Genomic DNA, 20,846 nt, shown 5'->3' with positions numbered 1-20,846 from the left:
ATGGATTTCTCCTGGTTCCCCAAATATCTGCCGATGATCATCGAGGGCATCGGACTTACCCTGGCGCTTCTCGTTATCTCGATCTTCATTGGTTTCCTGCTCGCCGTACCGATCGGGCTCGTGCAGGTGACCGGTCCGCGCTGGCTCAAATGGATGGCTTCGGGCTTCTGTACCGTCATCCGCGGCACGCCGCTCCTCGTGCAATTGTGGTTGCTCTATTATGGGCTCGGCTCGTTCTTTCCGCAGATACCGGGGATCCGCGACAGCTTCATGTGGCCGGTGCTGCGTGAGGGCTTCTTCTATGCGGCCCTGGCCTTCACTCTGAGTTTCGCGGGCTATGAAGGCGCCATCATGAAAGGAGCGTTCCTGAGCGTGCCCAAAGGTGAGCTGGAGGCGGCGCGTGCCTTCGGCATGTCGCCCTGGACCGTGCTCAGGCGCATCTGGCTGCCGAGGGCTTTCCGCATCGTCCTGCCGACGCTCGGTGGCGAAACGATCCTGCAGCTTAAGGCGACCCCCCTGGCGGCGACGGTGACCGTGATCGAGCTCTATGGTGCCTCCTATCAGATCCGCCAGGATACCTATCGCGTTTATGAGCCTCTGCTCATGGTGGCGGTCATCTATCTGGCGTTGACCTATTGCATCACCCGGCTGTTCAATTTCATCGAGCGCCAAGTGCCGCAGCGGCGGTAAGAATATCCAATTGAATTCAATGGCATGTGCCGGATTCATTAACCGGAATCGTAGCTTTGCGTCGTTTCCGGTCGCGCTATCGGCGGCGATGCTCTAAAGCAGGCCAACTGCTTTCAATCCGTGGGAACCGTGACTGTGACGTCTTCTACCGCCCATGATCGCCTCACCGCCCATGCCGGTGAACTGCGCGCCATCCGGCACGATCTGCATCAATATCCGGAGCTCGCCTTCGAGGAAAAGCGCACGTCCGAGATCGTGGCGCGCGAGCTCGACCGGCTCGGCTTTCAAGTGACCCAAGGCCTCGGCGGCACCGGTGTCGTCGGCACGCTGTCGTCAGGCCATGGCCGCAAGAGCATCGGCCTGCGTGCCGACATGGATGCGCTGCCCATCAACGAGACCACCGGGCTCGCTTATGCCAGCAAGACGGCCGGCAAGATGCATGCCTGCGGCCATGACGGCCACACCACGGTGCTGCTCGGCGCGGCGCGCTATCTCGCCGAGACGCGCAATTTCGACGGCACCGTGCATCTGATCTTCCAGCCGGCCGAAGAGAATATCGGCGGCGCCCAGCGCATGATCGAGGATGGGCTGTTCAAGCGCTTCCCCTGCGATGCGGTCTTCGCCTTCCACAATTGGCCGGGCATGCCGCTCGGACAATTCGCCGTCCGTCCCGGCACCATCATGGCGGCGGTCGACACGCCGATCGTGATCATCTCCGGTCCCGGCGGCCATGGCGCGCTGCCGCATAAAAGCGCCGATCCGATCGTCGCGGCCGCGGCGGTGGTGACGGCGCTGCAGACGATCGTGGCGCGCAATGTCGATCCGACCGAGCCCGCGGTGGTAACCGTCGGCACCTTCAATGCCGGCACCGCCTGCAACGTCATTCCCGAAAGCGCCAAGCTCGAAATCAGCGTGCGCAGCTGCTCGCCCCCGGTGCGCAAGCTCCTGGCCGAGCGTATCCAGGCGATCGTCAAAGGCGTCGCCGAGGCGCATGGCTGCAGAGCCGCGATCGATTATGAGATGGGCTATCCGGCCACCATCAATACGGCGGACGAGACGGCCTTCGCCCGCGCCGTCGCGGCTGAGCTCCAAGGTGATCACCCGATCATCGACCTTCCGGCGCCGACCATGATCTCGGAAGACTTCGCTTACATGCTGGAAGCGCGGCCCGGCTGCTATTTCATGCTCGGCAATGGCGACGGACCGGAACGCAAGATGCTGCATACGCCCGATTACGACTTCAATGACGATCTCCTGGTGATCGCGGCGGGCCAGTTCAGCCGGATGGCCGAAGGCTTCCTGGCGAAGGCCTAGTCTCGCGGCGCGAGCCGGGGTAGGAAAGAGCCATCACACGCCGAGGTTGCCATGCCGCTTGAGACATTCCTGCTGTTCGCGCCGGCCTGCTTCGCCATCAACATGGCGTTCGGACCGAATAATCTCCTGTCGCTGACCAATGCGGCGCGCGTCGGCATTGCCCCGGCCGTCCTTGCCGCCGTCGGCCGGATCATTTCCTTCGCCGCCATGATCGCCATTGCCGGGGTCGGCCTGGGCGCCATCCTCGCAGCGTCCGAAACGGTATTCACCCTCGTCAAATATGCCGGCGCTGCCTATCTCGTCTGGATCGGCATCAATCTCATTCGCGCGGGGGCGCCGCTAATGCGCGAGGACGCGACCATGCCGCGCTCGTCGCTGCGCAAGCTCACGCTGCAGGAATTGTGGGTGGCGGCCGGCAATCCCAAGGCGATCCTGGTGTTCACCGCCTTCTTCCCGCAATTCGTCGATCCGGCGTCCTATGCGCTGAGCTTCGCGATCCTGGGCGGGACGTTCCTGGCGTTCGAAACCATCGCCATCATCGTCTATTCCTTCATCGGCGCGAAGCTCGGCCGCTATATCCGCGACGGGCGCACGCTCAAATGGTTCAACCGGACGAGCGGCGGCATGATGATCGGCTTCGGGCTGCTCTTGATGTTCACCCGCAGGCCCGCGACGTGATCTAAGGGCTCTTCTTGGCGATGGGGTTGAGGCGCTCGGCGAGCCTGGCGACGAAGGCCTGGAGCTGACCCAGCCCGAATTTGCTTAAAGGTACCGCCGTCTTGCCGGGCGGCAGCTCGACCTCGTCGATTTCGAGCGAAGCCTGTTTCACGTCCTCGCCGTCGAGTTCGGACACCGTCAACGAAGCGGGGCCCATCTGGATGCGATCGCCCATGCCGATACGGTCTTCACAACGCAGCCGGAACGCCTCGGTGATGGTGAGGCCTTCGATATCTTCCGGCACCGCAAGGCCATAGGCGGTGGCGAGCTCCTTCAGCGAGATATCGCCGGTGAAGTTGAAGGCGGCCACCGGATGGTGCGACTGGATGGCATCGGAGGGGGCGAACAGGCGGTCGAGGCGCTGGGCCCGCTCGGTCGGCACCAGGAAATAGGCATAGTCACCGGGGACCAGTGTCTTCGCCTCGGCCCAGGTGACCACCTTCTCATCGCGCGCCACCATTATCGGCTGGACCCAGGTGGGCAGGTCGGTGCGGGTCAGGATGGGGCTGTTGGCGATGATCGGGAAGCCGACCATCTCGCGATTGGTCTGGCCGGGCAGGTCGATCTCGACGCGCTGGGTCTCGGGCGCCGTCTCGGTCAAAGCGACGCCGAGGCCGCGCGCCACCGCGGTGAGCGTCCAGCCCTGGACGAGCAGCGAGATGAAGACCGCGACGAAGGCGACATTGAAATAGAGCTCGGCATTGGCGACGCCGGACAGCGTGGGGATGGCGGCGAGGAAGATCGACACCGCGCCGCGCAGGCCCACCCAGGAGATGAAGGACTTTTCGCGCGCGGTGAAAGAGAAGGGCCAGAGGCACAGCCAGACCGCCACCGGCCTTGCAATGACGATCAGGAACACCGCGATCAGGATGGCGGGCAGCAGATAGCCCAGGAGCTTGGAGGGGGTGACGAGCAGGCCCAGCACCAGGAACATCAGGATCTGGCAAAGCCAGGTCGCGGCGTCATGGAAGGTCAGGATGGAAGGAAAGGCGCGGGTGGGACGGTTGCCGAGGACGAGGCCGGCCAGATAGACCGCGAGGAAGCCCGAGCCTTCGACCGACGCGGCGGCGGCATAGATGGCGAGTGCGGCCGTGATGGCGAAAAGCGGGTGCAGGCCCGAGGGCAGCGCCATGCGGTTCAGCGCCTGGACCAGGAGATAGCCGCCGACGACCCCCGCCACGGTGCCGATGGCGACCTGGCGGACAAGCAGGATGACGACATCCATGCTGGAGCCGTGGGGGCCAAGCAGGATCAGCTCGACCAGGACGATGGTGAGGAAGACGGCGAAGGGGTCGTTGGTGCCCGATTCGATCTCGAGCGCCGCGGCGACGCGGCGGCGCAACTGCAGGCCGCCGGCGCGCATCAGGAAGAAGACGGCGGCGGCGTCGGTCGAGCTGACGATGGCGCCGAGCAGCAGGCCCTCGAGCCAGGAGAGGCCGAGCACCAGGCAGGCGAGCGCGCCGGTCAAAGCGGCGGTGATGACCACGCCGACCGTCGCCAGGAGGCTCGCCGGCAGGAGACTGCCGCGGAAGACGGCGAGCCTGGTCCTGAGACCGCCGTCGAACAGGATGATCGCCAGCGACACGGTGCCGACCATGTAGGTCAGCCGGTAGTCGTTGAAAACGATGCCGCCGGGCCCATCCTCGCCGGCCAGCATGCCGATGATGAGGAAGACGAGCAGCAAGGGCGCGCCGAAACGAGTGGCGATCAAGCTCGAAGCGATGCCGACCAGGATGAGGAGGGCGAGAAACAACAATCCGAGATTGATTAGGCCTATCTGCTCCATCCTCGTGCCTTAGCAGAGGCTCTTGCGATTGACCAAGCGATCTGTACGGAGAAAATTCAAGCTGCCGAACGACGCTGTCGCGGTTCGTCCAGCAGTTGAGTTATTCAGTGCAACTATTTGCTGCCGTTGGTATTTTCGAAGCGAATGCCGCAGTTCTTCTTGATCGATGCTTCCTCGATGGCCTTCTTCTGGCCCTTGAGTTGCGCCAGCTCGGCGGCGGTCTGGCCGTCGCCTTCATTGGCGAACAGAATCGGCCAGAACAGGATGACGCCGACGGTTGTCTTGATCGTGTCGTTCTGGCGGTTCTTGTCCTGGACGCCGGCCACTTCAGCAGCACGGGCGGCCACTCTGTGTCCTTCCTGGGCGAGTTGTTCGCACGAGTAGGATTCGTAGAGCATCGGCGACATATAGGTCGCCTGAATATTCTCGGACTTGGATGCGCAACCCGCAACCAGGATCATGGCCGCAAGGGCCATATAGATTTTCATTGCCGTCCTCCCAACCGCCGGTCGCCCGGAATATTGTTGCATATCACGAACAGAACGACGCCGGGAAGATGCCTCTGATTTTCGTTAAATGTTAATGGCTTAGCGATGCTGAGGGCAGTAGGGCATGGCGAATTATTTCGCGCAGAGGCTACTCCGCGAATGGGATGATGCCGGCACCCAGGATGGACCGCCCGTCGGCAGGAGGGCGAGTTGATCAACAGGCTCCGAAGGCTTCTATTGACCCGCCGGTCCGGCGCAACTATGGTCCGCCCGCCTTTCGATGTGGGCCCGTAGCTCAGTGGTAGAGCATCTGACTTTTAATCAGAGGGTCGATGGTTCGAACCCATCCGGGCTCACCAACGAAATCAAGCAGTTGCGAAATCCCGGCCCGACCTTAATCTCGGCTTTTTTTCGCGGTAACACGCAGGGCAACGGGAAAATATCCCAGAAAATCAATGTTTTCGAGCAGTCCCGGCGACTGTGATCGAGGGATTCGCTTCTGCGAGAGGGCTCAGGTCAGTAATGGAATCACCCCGGCAATTCGGCCCGCGTCATGGCGTGGCCATGGCAGTGCTTTTGCTTAGCCTGGCGTCCGCGCCGGTTTTCGCGCAGACCACGCAGGACAACGGGGCCGCGGCCCCGGCCGCCGCTGAGGCCCCCGTGTCCAGCAAGCTCGCCACCCGCACCCAGATCGTCGCCAATAATGATGAGCTGGCGATGCTGACCCCTGGCACGGAGCAGGCGCTGGCCGATGCGGTCACTCTGTACAAACTGATCGTCAAGAGTGGCGGCTGGCCGCAGATCACCAGCAAGAAGCTCGCCAAGGGCGCCAAAGGCGAGCAGGTGCTTTTGCTGCGCCAGCGCCTGATCTTCGAGAACTACCTGCCTTTCGAGACGCTCGGCGGACCCAATGGCTCGCTGTACGACGCCGAGATGGTCGAGGCGGTCAAGGCGTTTCAGGTCAATCACGGCGTGGCGCCGACCGGCACGGTCGGCGACCGCACACTCGTCGAACTCAATATCCCGGCCGAGGCCCGCCTCGCCACGCTGATCGAAAATCAGCCCCGGGTCGCGGCCTATGCGCAGGATCTCGGGCGGCGCGCCATCCTTGTCAATATCCCGTCGCTGCAGCTCGAGACCGTCGAAGACGGCCGGGTCTTCTCGCGTCACAATATCGTGGCGGGAAAGCTCGACCGCCCGTCGCCGACCCTGGTGAGTACGGTCAGCGACGTGACCTTCAATCCCTATTGGAAGATTCCGGCCTCGATCGTCGAGCGCGACATCGTTCCGCATTATCTCAAGGACCGCAGCTATCTCTCGAAGATGCAGATCCGGGTATTCGACGGGGTCGGTGGTCCGGAAATCGACCCGTCGACGGTCGACTGGCCGAATACGCCGCCCGAGCGTTATTTCTTCCGTCAGGACCCCGGCGAGAACAATGCCCTTGCCACGGTGAAGATCAACTTCCCCAACAAGTTCATGGTCTACATGCATGATACGCCGCACCGCGAATTGTTCGGCAGCAATTCCCGGTTCGAAAGCTCGGGCTGCATCCGGGTCGACCAGGTGCAAACCGTCATCGACTGGGTGCTCCGGGATCAGGGGGATTACAGCCCCACCCAGTACGACCAGATCATCTCGACGCGGCAGCCCTATGAGCTGAAGGTGCAGGAGCCGACGAGCGTCCGTTTCATGTATCTGACCGCCTGGGCGACGCCCGAGGGCGCCATCAATTTCCGGCCCGATATCTATCATCTGGATGGCAAAGGCTTCGTCCTCGGCCAGCCGGAGCCGCGCGGCGCCCAATCCACGAATTGACGGCCGGCATGCCAGGCGCCGGCTGTTGCTTATGGACGCCTCAAATTAGCCTACGGGAAAGGGTGTTGACTTTCCTCCCGGACGCCGGATGGGCCCTGTAAGAAACTGTTCAAACCTTGGTGTCTAACTTGCCGGCCCCGCTAGATCACGATCACTTTAGGTCGAATCGACCTAAAGTGATCGTGATCGGAATCCTATATTTAGCGCGTGATCGGACGGAAAACCGGTACCCACTTTTCCTGATCACGCGCTAGTGGAGAGCTCGACCGACCATGCCCAAATCCCAGCCCATCGCCGTAGTTGTCCTCGCCGCCGGGAAGGGCACGCGCATGCGTTCCGACTTCCCCAAGGTGCTGCACAAGGCGGCCGGGCGGACCTTGCTCAGCCATGTGCTGCACTCGGCGGCGGCGGCCAGGCCGCAGCGGACCGTGGTTATCGCCGGACCGGACATGCCGGAAGTGGGGGCGGAAGCGCACCAGGTGGCGCCCGACGCCGTCATCGCCATCCAGGAGAAACGCCAGGGCACCGCCCATGCGGTCGGCATCGCCAAGGACGGGCTCCAGGGCTTCGACGGCACCGTGCTGGTTCTTTATGGCGACGTGCCGCTCATCCGCACCGAAACCATCACGGCGCTCGCCGACGCGGTGAGCGATGAAAGCCCGCTCGCCGTCCTGGGCTTTCGCGCCGCCAATCCGACCGGCTATGGCCGTCTCATCCAGAACCGCTCCGGCAAGCTCGTCGCCATCCGCGAGGAGCTCGACACCACCGTCGACGAGCGGCGCATCGACCTGTGCAATTCGGGCTTCATCGCCATAAGGGCGAAGCTCCTGTGGGAGCTCCTGCCCAGGATCGACAACAACAACGCCAAGCATGAATTCTATCTGACCGATCTCGTCGGCCTTACCGTCGCCGGGGAGCGCCAGGTGGCGCTGGCCGAATGTCCGGAGGCCGAGGTCCATGGCGTCAATACCAGGGCGCAGCTCGCCCAGATCGAAGGCCTGCTGCAGGCCCGCTATCGGCAGGGCGCCATGGACAATGGCGCGACGCTGATCGATCCCGCATCGGTGTTCCTCTCGGCCGATACCGAGATCGGCAAGGATGTGACGATCGAGCCCCATGTCGTCATCGGGCCCAAGGTGAAGATCGGCGACAATGTCGAGATCCTGGCGTTCTCGCATATCGAAGGGGCCACGGTTTCGGACGGCGCGCGGATCGGACCCTTCGCCAGGCTCAGGCCCGGCGCCGAGATCGGCCGCAACGCCCATATCGGTAATTTCGTCGAGATCAAGAAGGCGACGATCGGCGAGGGCGCCAAGGCCAATCACCTGACCTATATCGGCGATGCACGCGTGGGCGCGCGCAGCAATATCGGGGCAGGCACGATCACCTGCAATTACGACGGCTATGAAAAACATCTGACCGAAATCGGTTCGGACGTCTTTGTCGGCTCGAACACGGCGCTGGTGGCGCCGGTCAAGCTGGGTGACGCCTCCAACATAGCGGCAGGCAGCGTCATCACCGGGGATGTTCCCGAGCATGCGCTCGCGATCGCACGCGGCCAGCAGGCGGTGAAGCCGGGCTGGGCGAAGAAATACCGCGAGCTGAAGAAGGCCAAGAAAGAGAAGAGGGGCAAGTCGTAATATGTGTGGCATCGTCGGAATCCTGGGCAGCGAGCCCGTCGCGCGCAGCATCGTTGAGGCGCTGAAGCGGCTCGAATATCGTGGCTATGATTCAGCCGGCATCGCCACGATCGAGGGCGGCAAGGTCGAGAGGCTGCGGGCGCCCGGCAAGCTCCACAATCTCGAAGACAAGCTGAAGACGACGGAGATCAAGGGCACGACCGGCATCGGCCATACACGCTGGGCCACCCATGGCGTGCCCAACGAGGCCAATGCGCATCCGCATGTCTCGGGCGATGTCGTCATCGTGCATAACGGCATCATCGAGAACTTCAAGCCGCTGAAGGACGAGCTGCAGAAGGACGGTTATGTCTTCACGTCCCAGACCGACACCGAGGTGGTGGCGCATCTGATCGCGCGCGAACGCGCCAGGGGCTCGGCCCCCAAGGAGGCGGTCGCCAACGTGCTGGGCCGGCTCGAAGGCGCCTTCGCGCTCGCCGTCCTGTTTTCGGGCGAGCACGACCTGATGATCGGCGCCCGCATGGGCGCGCCGCTCGCCGTCGGCCATGGCGATGGACAGATGTATCTGGGCTCCGATGCCATTGCGCTCGCACCCTTCACCAACCGGGTGACCTATCTCGAAGACGGCGACTGGGTGGTGCTGACCCGCAATTCGTTCGATATCCATGACGCCAAAGGCGCCAAGATCAAGCGGCCGATGAATTTCACGCAAGCCTCGGCCTTCATGGCGGACAAGGGCAAGCATCGGCATTTCATGGCCAAGGAGATCGCCGAGCAGCCGGAAGTGGTCGGCCGCACGCTCGCCGAATATGCCGATTTCTCCGAACGCGCGGCGAGGCTGCCGGAGCAGGTGAAGATCGACTTCGCCAAGCTCGACCGGCTCACCATCACCGCCTGCGGCACCGCCTATCTCGCCGGCCTTACGGCCAAATACTGGTTCGAGCGTTATGCGCGGCTGCCGACCGAGGTCGATATCGCGTCTGAATTCCGCTATCGCGAGGCGCCGATGCCGAAGAACGGCGCGGCGATCGTCATTTCGCAGTCGGGCGAGACCGCCGACACGCTGGCGGCGCTGCGCTACTGCAAGTCGCAGGGCCAGGAGACCGTGGCGCTCGTCAATGTGCCGGGCTCGACCATCGCGCGCGAGGCGGACGCCGCCATCTTCACCTATGCGGGGCCCGAGATCGGCGTCGCCTCGACCAAGGCCTTCACCTGCCAGCTCACCGTGCTGGCGGCCCTGGCGGTCGCCGCCGCCAAAGCGCGGGGCGCCATCACCCGCGAGCAGGAGCGCGAATTGATCGGTGCACTGATCGAGGCGCCGCGCCATATGGCCGAGATCCTGAAGGAAGAGAAACATATCGCCGATGTGGCGCGCGAAGTGGCGCATGCCCAGGACGTGCTCTATCTGGGCCGCGGGGTGAATTACCCGATCGCCCTCGAAGGCGCCCTCAAGCTCAAGGAAATTTCCTATATCCACGCCGAAGGTTATGCGGCGGGCGAGCTGAAGCACGGGCCGATCGCGCTCATCGACGAGAATGTGCCGGTCATCGTCATCGCGCCGCGCGACGACCTCTTCGACAAGACCGTCTCCAATATGGAGGAGGTGGCGGCAAGAGGCGGCAAGATCGTTCTCTTGACCGACGACGAGGGGCTCGAGGCGCATGGCCAGCGGACCTTCCAGCGCATCCGGGTGCCCAGGGCGCATAGCATATTGAGCCCCTTGCTCTATGCCCTGCCGGTCCAGCTTCTGGCCTATCACGCGGCCGTTTTCATGGGCACGGATGTGGACCAGCCGCGCAACCTGGCGAAGTCGGTGACGGTCGAATAGGCCTGCGGCCGCCGTCGTCCTGAGGCGATAATTATGACCGAAATCTTAATGTTAACAGGCTCAAAGCCACTTCTTCCGATCGGGCGCCTTTTAGCTAAGCTTTAACCTTAATCAGCCACTCTCAGTCCTCATGAGAGTCCGGTCAGTATTGCTTGTGAGTGTATGTGCCGTTTTTCTTGCCGCGCCTGCGGCGGTGGGCGGCACAATTGCCACGAACCAGAATTCATCCACCAGTCTTTCGGCGGCGGCGCGCACCGCGCTCCAGGCCGGAGATACGCAGACGGCGATCGCCGGTTATTCGGCGGCGATCGAAGCCCGCGATCTTGGTCCTGAGCAGCTGGCCAACGCGCTGATCAACCGGGGCTACGCCTATCAGCAGGCGGGCGATCATTCCCGCGCGGTCGATGATTATACCGCCGCCCTCAGAGTGGATGCGATGAGCGGCAAATTGCGCGCCACCGCACTCTATAATCGCGGGTTGTCGCAGCAGAAGCTCAAGCACCCGGTACTCGCCATCGAGGACTTCACCAGCGCTCTGTTCCTCGATCCGGAATTCTCGCACGCCTATTATCTGCGCGGCAATGTGCTGCGCGAGAGCGGCCAACTCCTCTTTGCACTGAGCGATTACGAAAAGGCGCTGCGCTTCAAGCATCCGCAGCCGCACCTCGTCTATTACGGCGAGGGGCTTGCCTTTGAACAGCTGCACCGCATGCCGGAAGCGCAGGCGGCGCTCAACAACGCGATCGCGATCAATCCGAATTTCGAGCCGGCGCGCACCAAGCTCGCCGCCTTGGGCGCTCTGCCGGCGGTCGCCGATGCGGCCGTCCAGCCCGACGCCGGCCTGATCACCGCGTCGATCACGACCTCGCCCGAGCAGGTCGTGCGCAAGGATACACTGCCTGAGGCCGTCAAGCCGCCGATGCAGCTCGTCGGCGACCTGCCGGTACAGATGGTCAAGGCGGTTCCGGTCAAGCCGGTGAAGGAAATCTCCGACCGCATTCCGCCCGAGGATGGCCCGCAAATGGCGTCCGCCGAGCCGGTGTCGGATGTCGAGCCCGCCAATTCGGGTTATACGATCCAGGCCGACGCCATTCCGGAGCCCAATGAAGCGAAGCCGGCGGCCAAGGCGGTCGAGTCCAAGCCGGTTGAAGCGAAGCCGGTCGAGCAGATCGTCGCGGTCGAGGCATTGCCCGAACCCGCGACCACCGATACGGCGCCGGCCACCGAGGAGCAGGCGGCCGAACCCGCGACGCAGAGCAGCGATGTCCAGCTCACCGGCTGGTCGGTCCAGCTGTCGTCGGCGCGTGACGAGAAGCTCGCCTGGGGAACCTGGGACAAGCTCAAGGCCCGTCACAAGGCGCTCAATGACATGAAGCCCGTCGTGGTGCGCGCCGATCTCGGCAAGAAGGGCGTCTATTACCGCCTGCGGCTCGGCGGCTTCGACTCGCAGTCGGACGCCCAGTCGGCCTGCGGCAAGCTCAAGTCGCGCGGTGTCACCTGCTTCGTCAGCAAGATCGACTCATAACGCTTCCGTGATCTCTAGATCACGATGAGTTTGGATCGATCCGATCCAAACTCATAAACGTGATCGATTCTTGAGTGTTGGCGCGGGATTCTCGCGAAAAACCGGTATCCACTTTTTCGCATCCCGCGCTGAGGTGAGGGCGGTCCCTGCTTGCGCAAGACCTTGGGGTCATGCACAAAAGGGAAATGTCCTCACCCCAGAACATGTCCGATGAGCCCAAGCCGGCACCGGTAACGTCAAGTTCCTTCGGCGCCAAGCTCAGGACCTATTTTCTGACCGGTATCGTCGTCACGGCGCCCATCGCCATCACGCTTTGGGCATCTTACTGGTTCGTAACCTTGTTCGATGCTTGGCTGAGGCCGCTCATCCCGGTCGTGCTCGATCCCGGCCATTACCTGCCGTTCCGCATTCCCGGGATCGGCCTCATCTTCGCACTGCTCGGCATCACGCTCATCGGGGCGCTCGCCGCCAATCTCGTCGGCCGTACGATCCTCGCCTTCTGGGACCGGCTCCTCAACCGTACGCCCGTTGTGCGCTCGGTCTACAAAGGCACCAAGCAGATCTTCGAGACGCTGTTCTCGCAATCGGGCGCCAGCTTCCGCAATGTCGGCCTCATCGAATGGCCACGCAAAGGCATATATTCGCTGGTCTTCGTGTCGCGGGAAGTCGATGGCGGGCAGATCGGGCTCGAGCCCGGCCGCCAGATGTATGCGGTCTATATCTCGACCACGCCCAACCCGACCTCCGGCTATGTCTATTTCGTCGATGTGAGCGACGTGCGCATCATCGACATGCCGGTCGAGGACGCCGCCAAGATGGTGATCTCGATGGGCCTCGTCTTCCCGGAAGGCAGCGAGCAGGTGCGCACGGTCTCCGCCAATATCAACCAGGACATGGCGCAGCGTCTCCTGCAGATGCCGGAGAAGAAGACCGGCACTGAGGATTAGGGTTTCCGCTCAGCCTGCCGAAATCAGCCGCACCGCATCATCACGTTCGAATAAATAGAGCAGAGATCGCAAGGCGTCGCCGCGCGGGGTTGCGAGATTGGGATCGCGCGCCAGTATGAGGCCGGCATCGTCGCGGGCGGCGGCGAGCAGGTCGGCATGCTCGACGATGTCGGCGAGCTTGAACACTGGAAGCCCGGCCTGGCGCGTGCCCAGCATCTCGCCGGCGCCGCGCAGACGCAGATCCTCTTCGGCGATGCGGAAGCCGTCCTCCGTCTCGCGCATGATGGTGAGGCGGGCCTTGGCGGTCTCGCCGAGCTTGCCCTGATAGAGCAGCAGACAGGTCGACTTGCCGGTGCCGCGTCCGACACGGCCGCGCAATTGATGCAGCTGGGCCAAGCCGAAGCGCTCGGCATTCTCGATGACCATCACGGTCGCTTCCGGCACGTCGACGCCGACCTCGACCACCGTGGTCGAGACGAGAACCCCGATCTCACCCGATTTGAAGCGCGCCATGGCGGCGTCCTTCTCGGCCGCCTTCATGCGGCCATGGACGAGGCCGGTGCGGCCCGGGAAGGTCTCGGCCAGTGCCTTGGCGCGATCCTCGGCGGCGGCGAGGTCGACGAGCTCGCTTTCCTCGACCAGCGGGCAGATCCAATAAGCGCGGCCATTATTGGCGAGAAGCCGGCGCAGGCCGTCGATGACTTCGTCCATGCGCTCGGACGGCATGACGCGCGTGTCGACCGGCTGGCGCCCGGCCGGTTTCTCGGTGAGCTTCGACACATCCATGTCGCCATAGACGGTGAGCGCCAGAGTGCGTGGGATCGGCGTCGCGGTCATGACCAGGAGATCGGCGTCCTGCGCCTTGGCCTGCAGCGCCAGGCGCTGATGCACGCCGAAGCGATGCTGCTCGTCGATGACGACGAGGCCCAGATCATGGAAGGCGACGTCGTCCTGGAACAGAGCGTGGGTGCCGACGAGAATATCGATCTCGCCTGCGGCGAGCGCCGCCAGGAGGTCGTCGCGGGTGCGGCCTTTTTCGCGACCGGTGAGGAGAGCGAGGCGCAAGCCGGCGCGCGCGCAGAGCGGCGTCAGCGTCGCGAAATGCTGGCGCGCCAGGATTTCGGTCGGCACCATAAGAGCGCCTTGCGTGCCGGATTCGACCGCCGCCGCCAGCGCCAGCACCGCCACCACCGTCTTGCCGGAGCCGACATCGCCCTGCAGCAGGCGCAGCATGCGCTCGGGCGCCGCCATGTCGCGCAGGATCTCGGCGAGCGAGGACTGCTGCGAGGCCGTGAGCGAATAGGGCAGCGCCGCCACGATGCGGGCGCGGATGTCGCCGGTGCCGGGAAGCTGCCGCCCGGCCTTGCGCTTCATATGCTTGCGCACCAGCGACAGAGCGAGCTGATTGGCGAGAAGCTCGTCATAAGCGAGCCGCATGTGTTCCGGTCTGGTGAGCGCGAGATCCTCATGCGTCTCAGGCTGGTGCAGCTTGCGCAAGGACGAGACGAAATCGGGCCAGTCCTTCTTGCGCAGCCAGGCCAGGTCCTGCCATTCGGGAAGCTCGGGCAACTGCTCGAGGCCCGCCCGCATCGCCCGGCCGAGGATTTTTGGCGATAGCCCGGCGGTCATCGGATAGACCGGCTCGATCAGCGGCATCTTGGCGAATTCATCGGCCGAGACGACGTGATCGGGATGGGCGATCTGCGGCGAGCCCTGGAACCAGTCGACGGCGCCCGAGACGAAACGCGTCTCGCCCGGCGGCAGCAGCCGCTGCAGGTGATCGGCGAAAGCGTGGAAGAACACCAAGGTCAGCGTACCGGTGTCGTCGAAACAGTCGACCCGGTAGGGCAGGCGCTTCAGATGCGGCGGCGGCGAGCGATGCTTGCCGACCGTCACCTCGACCGTGACGATGCCCTTTTCGGGCAAAGCGTCGAGCTTCGGCCTTTCGCGTCGGTCGATCAGGCCGGAAGGCAGATGGAACAGGAGATCGACGATGCGCGCCGGCGAATTTGCCGGTGCGGCAGGGCGCAGCAATTTGGCGAGCACCTTGTCGAGCTTGGGCCCGATGCCCTTGAGGCTGGTGGCGCTGGCGAACAGGGGATTGAGGCGAGGCGGACGCATGCCCCAATTTCACGATTAGGAGGGCTTCGCGCAAGTCATTGCGCTAGGCCCTGCCAGCCGCTAAGCAGGGCGGCCCATGACCACCCTTCCGGAGACAACCGAGACCCGCCGCAAGCGGCTCCTCTGGCGCGCCAGCCATCGCGGCACGCGCGAGCTGGACATGCTGTTGGGTGGTTTCGTGCGTTCCCGTCTGGATAAGTTCAGCGCCGCCGAGCTCGATGAGCTCGAAACCCTCATCGATCTGCCGGACCCGGAATTGATGAGCTGGCTCCTGGGTGAAATACCGGTTCCGCAGTCCTATGCGACGCCAACCCTCAAGGCGCTACTGACCTACCGACCATGATCGACAGCAAACGCCTCACCGAACGCCTGGCTATGTCCGGGCGCACCATCTTATCGGGAGTGCTCGAAGGCCTCGATGCGATGGCGGCCGCCGAGGCGGCGCGGCTTCTCAAGGGCAAGCCGCTCGTCCATGTGGCGCTCGACGACCAGCGCATGGCGAGCCTCGCCGAGGCTTTGGCGTTCTTCGCCCCAGATGTCGAGGTGATCTCGTTTCCGGCCTGGGACTGCCTGCCTTACGACCGCGTGTCGCCGGCCGCCAATGTGGTGGCGCGCCGCCTCGCGGCGCTGGCGGCGCTCGCCGTTCCCACCAAGGCGCCGCGCATCCTGCTGACCAGCGTCAATGCGGTGTTGCAGCGCCTGCCGGAAGGCCGCGTGATCGCCGAGACGACCTTCTCCGCCGCGCCCGGCCAGTATGTCGATACCGAGAAGCTGCAGCTCTTCCTGCAGCACAACGGCTATTCGCGCACCGGGACCGTGGTCGATGCCGGCGATTTCGCCGTCCGTGGCGGCATCATCGATATCTATCCGCCGGGGGCCGAGGGGCCGGTCCGGCTCGATTTCTTCGGCGATGCGCTCGAATCGGTGCGCCGCTTCGATCCGCAGTCGCAGCGCTCCACCGGCACGCTGCGCTCGCTGGTGCTGCATCCGGCCAGCGAAGTGCTGCTCACCCCCGAATCGATCGGCCGTTTCCGCATCTCCTATGCGGCGGCCTTTGGCGGGCTCGACATCAACGACCCGCTCTATGAATCGGTCACCAGTGGCCGGCGCTACCAGGGAATGGAGCACTGGTTGCCGCTCTTCCATGAGCGGCTGGAAACGATCTTCGACCATGCGCGCGACGGCGCCGTGTCGCTCGATCATTCGGCCGACGAGGCGATCACCGCGAGGCTCGATCAGATCGCCGAATTCTATGACGCGCGGCGGGAAGCCCTGACCCAGGAGACTTTCGGCGCGGCGCCTTACAAGCCGATGAAGCCGGACGCGCTCTATCTTACGCAACAGCAATGGACCGAGCTTCTCGCCGACCGATCCGTGCTCGCCTTCACGCCGTTCGAGACGCCGGAAAGCGCCAACGCGCCGGTGCTGTCGATGGGCGGCAAGCAGGGGCGGAGCTTCGCCGCCGAGCGCGCCGAGGCCGGCGCCAATGTCTATGAGGCGGTGCGCGGGCACGCCAATGCGCTCAGGACCGCCGGCAAGCAGGTGGTCATCGCCACCTGGTCGGAAGGCTCGGCCGAACGCCTCGAAACCATCCTGCGCGATCACGACGTGTCGCCGCTGGCGCAAGCGGCGGACTGGGCCGGGGTCAAGAAGCGGCCCAAGGACATCGTCAGCATCATCGTGTTGGGGCTCGAGGCCGGCTTCGAGACGAGCGATCTCGCGATCTTGTCCGAGCAGGACATATTGGGCGACCGCCTGGTCAGGCGTGGCCGCAAGGCCAAGAAGGCCGCCGATTTCATTTCGGAGCTGTCAGCGCTGGCGCCGGGCGATCTCGTCGTCCATGTCGATCACGGTCTTGGCCGCTTCGAGGGCCTCAAGACCATCGAGGTGCAGGGCGCGCCGCATGACTGCCTGTTCATCATGTATGCCGGCAATGACCGGCTGTTCCTCCCCGTCGAGAATATCGAACTCCTGTCGCGCTATGGCTCGGACGAGGAGGGCGCCCAGCTCGATCGCCTCGGCGGCGGCGCGTGGCAGGCCAAGAAAGCGAAGCTCAAGGAGCGCATCCGCGAGATCGCCGAGAATCTGATCAAGACCGCGGCGGCGCGCGAGCTGAAGCCCGGCGAAGTCCTGCCGCCGCCCGATGGGCTCTATGACGAATTCTGCGCCCGGTTCCCCTATGAGGAGACCGAAGACCAGCTTGCCGCCATCGAGGCGACCTTGGAAGACCTGCAGAAGGGCCGCCCGATGGACCGGCTCATCTGCGGCGATGTCGGCTTCGGCAAGACCGAAGTGGCGCTGCGCACCGCTTTCGTCGCGGCGATGAACGGCAAGCAGGTGGCGGTGGTGGTACCGACGACGTTGTTGTCGCGCCAGCATTTCGCCACCTTCTCGCAGCGCTTCCAGGGCCTGCCGTTGAGGCTTGCCCAGGCTTCGCGCCTTGTCGGGCGCAAGGAGATCGAGGCGGTCAGGGACGGTCTCGCCAAGGGCGAGATCGACATCGTGGTCGGCACCCACGCGCTCCTGGCCGACAGCGTCAAGTTCCGCGATCTGGGGCTTCTCATCATCGACGAGGAGCAGCATTTCGGCGTCAAGCACAAGGAGCGGCTCAAAGAACTCCGCGCCAATGTGCATGTGCTGACGCTGACCGCGACGCCGATCCCGCGCACCTTGCAGCTCGCTCTGTCGGGCGTGCGCGAGCTTTCGCTCATCACCACGCCGCCGCTCGATCGCCTGGCGGTCAGGACCTATATTTCGCCCTTCGATCCGGTGGTCATCCGCGAGTCCCTGCTGCGCGAGCATTTCCGCGGCGGCCAGAGCTTCTATGTCTGTCCGCGCGTCTCCGATCTCGAGGAGCAGGCGGACTTCCTGCGCAACCATGTACCGGAGATAAAATTCCGCACCGCCCATGGCCGCATGGCGCCGACCGAGCTCGAAGACATCATGAGCGGCTTCTATGACCGCAAGTTCGATGTGCTGCTCTCGACCACCATCGTCGAATCCGGCCTCGACATTCCGACCGCCAACACGCTGATCGTGCATCGCGCCGACATGTTCGGCCTGGCCCAGCTCTATCAGATCCGCGGCCGCGTCGGGCGCTCCAAACAGCGCGCTTATGCGCTGCTGACGACACAAGCCAACCGCACGCTGACCGCGGCGGCGGAGAAGCGCCTCAAGGTACTGCAGTCGCTCGATTCACTGGGCGCCGGCTTCACGCTGGCGAGCCACGATCTCGATATCCGCGGCGCCGGCAATCTGCTTGGCGACGAGCAGTCGGGCCATGTGAAGGAAGTGGGCTACGAGCTCTATCAGACGATGCTCGAAGAGGCGGTGGCCAAATTGCGCACCGGCGAAGAGACGCTCGAGGCCGAAGGCACCTGGTCGCCGCAGATCAATATCGGCACCTCGGTTCTCATCCCCGAGCCCTATGTGCCGGATCTGCAACTGCGCTTGGGGTTGTATCGCCGGCTCGCCGATCTCCAGGAGGAGACCGATCTCGAAGCCTTCGGCGCCGAGCTGCATGACCGGTTCGGGCGTGTCCCGGAAGAGGTGAAACATTTACTCGATGTCGTCTCGATCAAGCTTCTGTGCCGCAAGGCCAATGTGGCGAGCGTCGATGCCGGGCCGAAGGGGGCGGTGATCGGCTTCCGGGGCGATCAGTTCGCCAATCCGAAGAAGCTCGTCGAATGGATTACCGGGCAGGGATCGCTGGCGAAACTGCGCCCGGCAGACATGAAGCTGGTGATCATGCGCAGCTGGAACACGCCGGAGGAACGCCTCAAGGGCTCCCGTCAGATCATGACCCAGCTGGTCAAGCTGGCAGCTTAGTCTTCTATGATCGTATCGTCCGGCCGGGTCAGGAAGTAACGCAGCAGAACGAGATTGGCGATCACCGTCACGGCGACGGCCCCGTATAGGAAGGTCAGTGACGACATGGTTGAAAAACTCCCCTTTCCCAGTCGTCAGGCTGCGCTTTTTTTCTTAAGTTGCCGTTAAGGCCGTCTGCTCGATCGCCTTCTTGATCGTCTCGGCCGGATGGGCGCCGGAGATCGCGTAGCGGCTGGCGAAGATGAAGGTCGGGACGCCGCTGATGCCCATTTTGCCGGCGCCATTGATCTCGGCGATGACCGGATCGAGATCGGCGCCGGTGTTGAGAAGCTGGGTGACGAGAGCGCCGTCGAGGCCCACCTCCACCGCCGCTTTGATCAAGACCTCGTGATTGCCGATATCGGCGCCCTCGGTGAAATAGAGGGCGAAGAGGCGCTCGACCATTTCGGTCTGCTTGCCGGCCTCATGCGCCCAGCGGATCAGTCGGTGGGCGTCGAGCGTGTTGGGCGAGCGGGTGATCTTGTCGAAGGCGAAGGGAATGCCTTCCACCTTGCCGATCTCGACCAGCTGCGCGTGCGTCTGGGTGAGGCGCTCGAGATTGCCGAACTTGCGCTCGAGATACGTCTTGCGCGGCAGGCCTTCCTTCGGGATCGTCGGATCGAGCTGGAACGGCCGCCAGAAGACCGCGAATTGCTGGTCGGGCAGCAGGCGCTGAGCGGCTTCGAGCCGCCGCTTGCCGACATAACACCAAGGGCAGACGACATCGGAGACGACATCGATGATGACGGGCGTGCTCATCTCACATAACTCATGGTTTGATAGGCCTGACGGAAGGCGATGACATCGGGGCGGACCTGCTCGGGTGCTTCAGCGTTGACCATGACCCGCGCCATCAACCGGGCGATCCCGGCCATGGCATCTTGCTTCATGCCGAAGCGGGTCACTTCCTGGGTGCCGAGGCGAATGCCATTGAGATCGCCGGCGACAGGCGCCACCGGCAGGCCGATGCCGCAGAGCAGGATATTGGCGCGCGCCAAATGTTTCGAGGCCGACTGCCCGCCGCCATGCGGGGCTGCCGGCAAAGCGAGGTGATGGCTCTCGGTGACATCACGGCCTTGCACATGGTGCGTGGCGATGCCTTCGGCTTCGAGCGCGGCGCCCAGCGCCTTGGCATTGGCGACGGCTTGCGCGGCATAGGCCTCGCCATGTTCGAGGAGGTCGAGGATGGACAGCGCCAGAGCGGCCGTCTTGCCGAGATCGAAATTGGCGGTGAGGCCCGGATAGGCGATCTGGTCGAGGCGTTTGGCGAGATCGGCGTCGCTCGAAAGGATCAGTCCTGAGGGGGGGCCGCCAAAGGCCTTGTAGGTCGACATGGTCATCAGATGCGCGCCTTCCGCGAGCGGCGCCTGGAAATGCCGGCCGGCGATGAGGCCGCCCATATGGGCCGCGTCATAAAGGAGATAGGCGCCGACCTCGTCGCAGATCTGGCGCATCTCGCGCACGGGATAGGGATAGAGGCAGAGCGAGCCCGCGACAGTGATGAGCTTGGGGCGCAGGCGTTTCGCTTCGTCGCGCAGCCGGTCGAGGTCGACCGTCATCCGCGCCGCGTCAAAGGGAACGGCGTGGGTCACAAGGCCATAGAGGCCGGCGGCACCGGCCTGGTGATGGGTGACATGGCCGCCCATCTCACCGGTGAAGGCCATGATGCTGTCGCCAGGCCTGGCGGTCGCCATGAAGCTGTAGAGATTGGCAAGCGCGCCGGAGCCGACGCGGATCTCGGCGAAGGGCGCGCCGAAAAGGCGCTTCGCCAGATCCTCGGCGATGACCTCGATCTCCTCGGCATATTCCATGCCCATTTCATATTTGTCGCCGGGATAACCGAGGCTCGGCCGGTTGCCGAGCGAGCGGGAGAGGAGGGCGGCGGCGCGCGGATTCATCACATTGGTGCCGGCATTGAGGCCGATCGACTCGCGGTCCATGTGCCGCTCGTGATCATCGATGAGCCCCAGCAGGCGGGCCTCGATCGCCGCCGGATCATTGAGGCGGCCGAGCGTCGTTTCGATCTCCTCGATCAGCGTGGCGCTTTCGGCGGGCAACCAGGATTTCTGCGCGATCGGCTGGACGGTCATGTCGCTTGGCCCTCG

The 20,846-nt window shown here is 64.0% G+C and carries 15 protein-coding genes and 1 tRNA gene; 11 read left to right on the top strand and 5 right to left on the bottom strand.

All coding sequences use genetic code 11. The features are described from left to right. The 3 genes from JHL16_RS11060 to JHL16_RS11050 all read left to right on the top strand — a co-directional run bounded on the left by JHL16_RS11060 (position 1) and on the right by JHL16_RS11050 (position 2,682). Positions 1 to 690, top strand: a complete 690-nt coding sequence (locus tag JHL16_RS11060; RefSeq protein WP_200184871.1) for an ABC transporter permease — start codon at positions 1 to 3, stop codon at positions 688 to 690. Positions 691 to 825: 135 nt separating this feature from the next. Further along, the gene (locus JHL16_RS11055; protein WP_200184870.1) at positions 826 to 2,004 is read left to right on the top strand and encodes an amidohydrolase; all 1,179 of its coding nucleotides are present in this window, start codon (positions 826 to 828) and stop codon (positions 2,002 to 2,004) included. Between the two features lie 51 nt (positions 2,005 to 2,055). Then, positions 2,056 to 2,682, top strand: a complete 627-nt coding sequence (locus JHL16_RS11050) for a LysE family translocator (protein WP_200184869.1) — start codon at positions 2,056 to 2,058, stop codon at positions 2,680 to 2,682. A 1-nt stretch (position 2,683) separates the two neighbouring features. On the opposite strand, the gene JHL16_RS11045 is transcribed toward JHL16_RS11050, so the two are convergent. Then, positions 2,684 to 4,507, bottom strand: coding sequence for a potassium/proton antiporter (locus JHL16_RS11045; RefSeq protein WP_200184868.1), 1,824 nt, complete (start codon positions 4,505 to 4,507; stop codon positions 2,684 to 2,686). A 113-nt stretch (positions 4,508 to 4,620) separates the two neighbouring features. Next, positions 4,621 to 4,983, bottom strand: a complete 363-nt coding sequence (locus JHL16_RS11040) for a hypothetical protein (protein WP_246770856.1) — start codon at positions 4,981 to 4,983, stop codon at positions 4,621 to 4,623. Positions 4,984 to 5,279: 296 nt separating this feature from the next. Between JHL16_RS11040 and JHL16_RS11035 the strand changes: the two genes are divergently transcribed. The 6 genes from JHL16_RS11035 to JHL16_RS11010 all read left to right on the top strand — a co-directional run bounded on the left by JHL16_RS11035 (position 5,280) and on the right by JHL16_RS11010 (position 12,753). Then, positions 5,280 to 5,354, top strand: a tRNA-Lys gene (locus tag JHL16_RS11035). A 301-nt stretch (positions 5,355 to 5,655) separates the two neighbouring features. Continuing rightward, positions 5,656 to 6,813 (top strand): L,D-transpeptidase family protein, encoded by a 1,158-nt coding sequence (locus JHL16_RS11030; protein ID WP_200184866.1) that lies wholly within the window; start codon positions 5,656 to 5,658, stop codon positions 6,811 to 6,813. A 272-nt stretch (positions 6,814 to 7,085) separates the two neighbouring features. Then, a complete protein-coding gene (gene glmU / locus JHL16_RS11025; protein WP_200184865.1) occupies positions 7,086 to 8,453 on the top strand; it encodes a bifunctional UDP-N-acetylglucosamine diphosphorylase/glucosamine-1-phosphate N-acetyltransferase GlmU in 1,368 nt (455 codons plus the stop codon). 1 nt (position 8,454) lies between these two features. Continuing rightward, entirely contained in the window at positions 8,455 to 10,281 is a 1,827-nt protein-coding gene (glmS, locus tag JHL16_RS11020) for a glutamine--fructose-6-phosphate transaminase (isomerizing) (protein ID WP_200184864.1), read from the top strand. 193 nt (positions 10,282 to 10,474) lie between these two features. Beyond that, complete coding sequence (locus JHL16_RS11015; protein WP_200184863.1) at positions 10,475 to 11,806, top strand: SPOR domain-containing protein; 1,332 nt, start codon at positions 10,475 to 10,477, stop codon at positions 11,804 to 11,806. 185 nt (positions 11,807 to 11,991) lie between these two features. Then, positions 11,992 to 12,753, top strand: coding sequence for a DUF502 domain-containing protein (locus tag JHL16_RS11010; protein ID WP_200184862.1), 762 nt, complete (start codon positions 11,992 to 11,994; stop codon positions 12,751 to 12,753). A gap of 9 nt (positions 12,754 to 12,762) precedes the next feature. Here the strand turns inward: JHL16_RS11010 and recG are convergent, their stop codons facing one another. Continuing rightward, a complete protein-coding gene (gene recG, locus JHL16_RS11005) occupies positions 12,763 to 14,874 on the bottom strand; it encodes an ATP-dependent DNA helicase RecG (protein ID WP_200184861.1) in 2,112 nt (703 codons plus the stop codon). A gap of 76 nt (positions 14,875 to 14,950) precedes the next feature. Between recG and JHL16_RS11000 the strand changes: the two genes are divergently transcribed. Next, positions 14,951 to 15,217 carry an FAD assembly factor SdhE gene (locus tag JHL16_RS11000; protein WP_200184860.1) on the top strand — a complete coding sequence of 89 codons (267 nt, stop codon included), beginning with the start codon at positions 14,951 to 14,953 and terminating at the stop codon, positions 15,215 to 15,217. Continuing rightward, positions 15,214 to 18,702, top strand: coding sequence for a transcription-repair coupling factor (gene mfd, locus JHL16_RS10995; protein ID WP_200184859.1), 3,489 nt, complete (start codon positions 15,214 to 15,216; stop codon positions 18,700 to 18,702). Before JHL16_RS11000 ends, mfd begins: the two co-directional genes overlap by 4 nt. A 153-nt stretch (positions 18,703 to 18,855) precedes the next feature. On the opposite strand, the gene JHL16_RS10990 is transcribed toward mfd, so the two are convergent. Together JHL16_RS10990 and JHL16_RS10985 are read right to left on the bottom strand one after the other, a co-directional pair. Further along, positions 18,856 to 19,500 carry a DsbA family oxidoreductase gene (locus JHL16_RS10990; RefSeq protein ID WP_200184858.1) on the bottom strand — a complete coding sequence of 215 codons (645 nt, stop codon included), beginning with the start codon at positions 19,498 to 19,500 and terminating at the stop codon, positions 18,856 to 18,858. Further along, positions 19,497 to 20,831: a serine hydroxymethyltransferase gene (locus tag JHL16_RS10985; RefSeq protein WP_210345972.1), complete on the bottom strand. Its 1,335-nt coding sequence runs from the start codon at positions 20,829 to 20,831 to the stop codon at positions 19,497 to 19,499. The genes JHL16_RS10990 and JHL16_RS10985 overlap by 4 nt, the downstream gene beginning before the upstream one ends. Positions 20,832 to 20,846 lie beyond the last annotated feature (15 nt).

Source organism: Taklimakanibacter albus (assembly GCF_016595235.1).
Classification (GTDB): domain Bacteria; phylum Pseudomonadota; class Alphaproteobacteria; order Rhizobiales; family Aestuariivirgaceae; genus Taklimakanibacter; species Taklimakanibacter albus.
Note: the sequence above shows the minus strand (reverse complement) of the source record. Positions and strands in the feature narration are given on the sequence as shown.

Excerpts from the sequence above, each read along its gene's own strand:
- JHL16_RS11060 (WP_200184871.1), top strand. The coding sequence starts at position 1 with ATGGATTTCTCCTGGTTCCCCAAATATCTGCCGATGATCATCGAGGGC.
- JHL16_RS11050 (WP_200184869.1), top strand. The coding sequence starts at position 2,056 with ATGCCGCTTGAGACATTCCTGCTGTTCGCGCCGGCCTGCTTCGCCATC.
- JHL16_RS11045 (WP_200184868.1), bottom strand. The coding sequence starts at position 4,507 with ATGGAGCAGATAGGCCTAATCAATCTCGGATTGTTGTTTCTCGCCCTC.
- JHL16_RS11040 (WP_246770856.1), bottom strand. The coding sequence starts at position 4,983 with ATGGCCCTTGCGGCCATGATCCTGGTTGCGGGTTGCGCATCCAAGTCC.
- glmU (WP_200184865.1), top strand. The coding sequence starts at position 7,086 with ATGCCCAAATCCCAGCCCATCGCCGTAGTTGTCCTCGCCGCCGGGAAG.
- glmS (WP_200184864.1), top strand. The coding sequence starts at position 8,455 with ATGTGTGGCATCGTCGGAATCCTGGGCAGCGAGCCCGTCGCGCGCAGC.
- JHL16_RS11010 (WP_200184862.1), top strand. The coding sequence starts at position 11,992 with ATGTCCTCACCCCAGAACATGTCCGATGAGCCCAAGCCGGCACCGGTA.
- recG (WP_200184861.1), bottom strand. The coding sequence starts at position 14,874 with ATGCGTCCGCCTCGCCTCAATCCCCTGTTCGCCAGCGCCACCAGCCTC.
- JHL16_RS11000 (WP_200184860.1), top strand. The coding sequence starts at position 14,951 with ATGACCACCCTTCCGGAGACAACCGAGACCCGCCGCAAGCGGCTCCTC.
- mfd (WP_200184859.1), top strand. The coding sequence starts at position 15,214 with ATGATCGACAGCAAACGCCTCACCGAACGCCTGGCTATGTCCGGGCGC.
- JHL16_RS10990 (WP_200184858.1), bottom strand. The coding sequence starts at position 19,500 with ATGAGCACGCCCGTCATCATCGATGTCGTCTCCGATGTCGTCTGCCCT.
- JHL16_RS10985 (WP_210345972.1), bottom strand. The coding sequence starts at position 20,831 with ATGACCGTCCAGCCGATCGCGCAGAAATCCTGGTTGCCCGCCGAAAGC.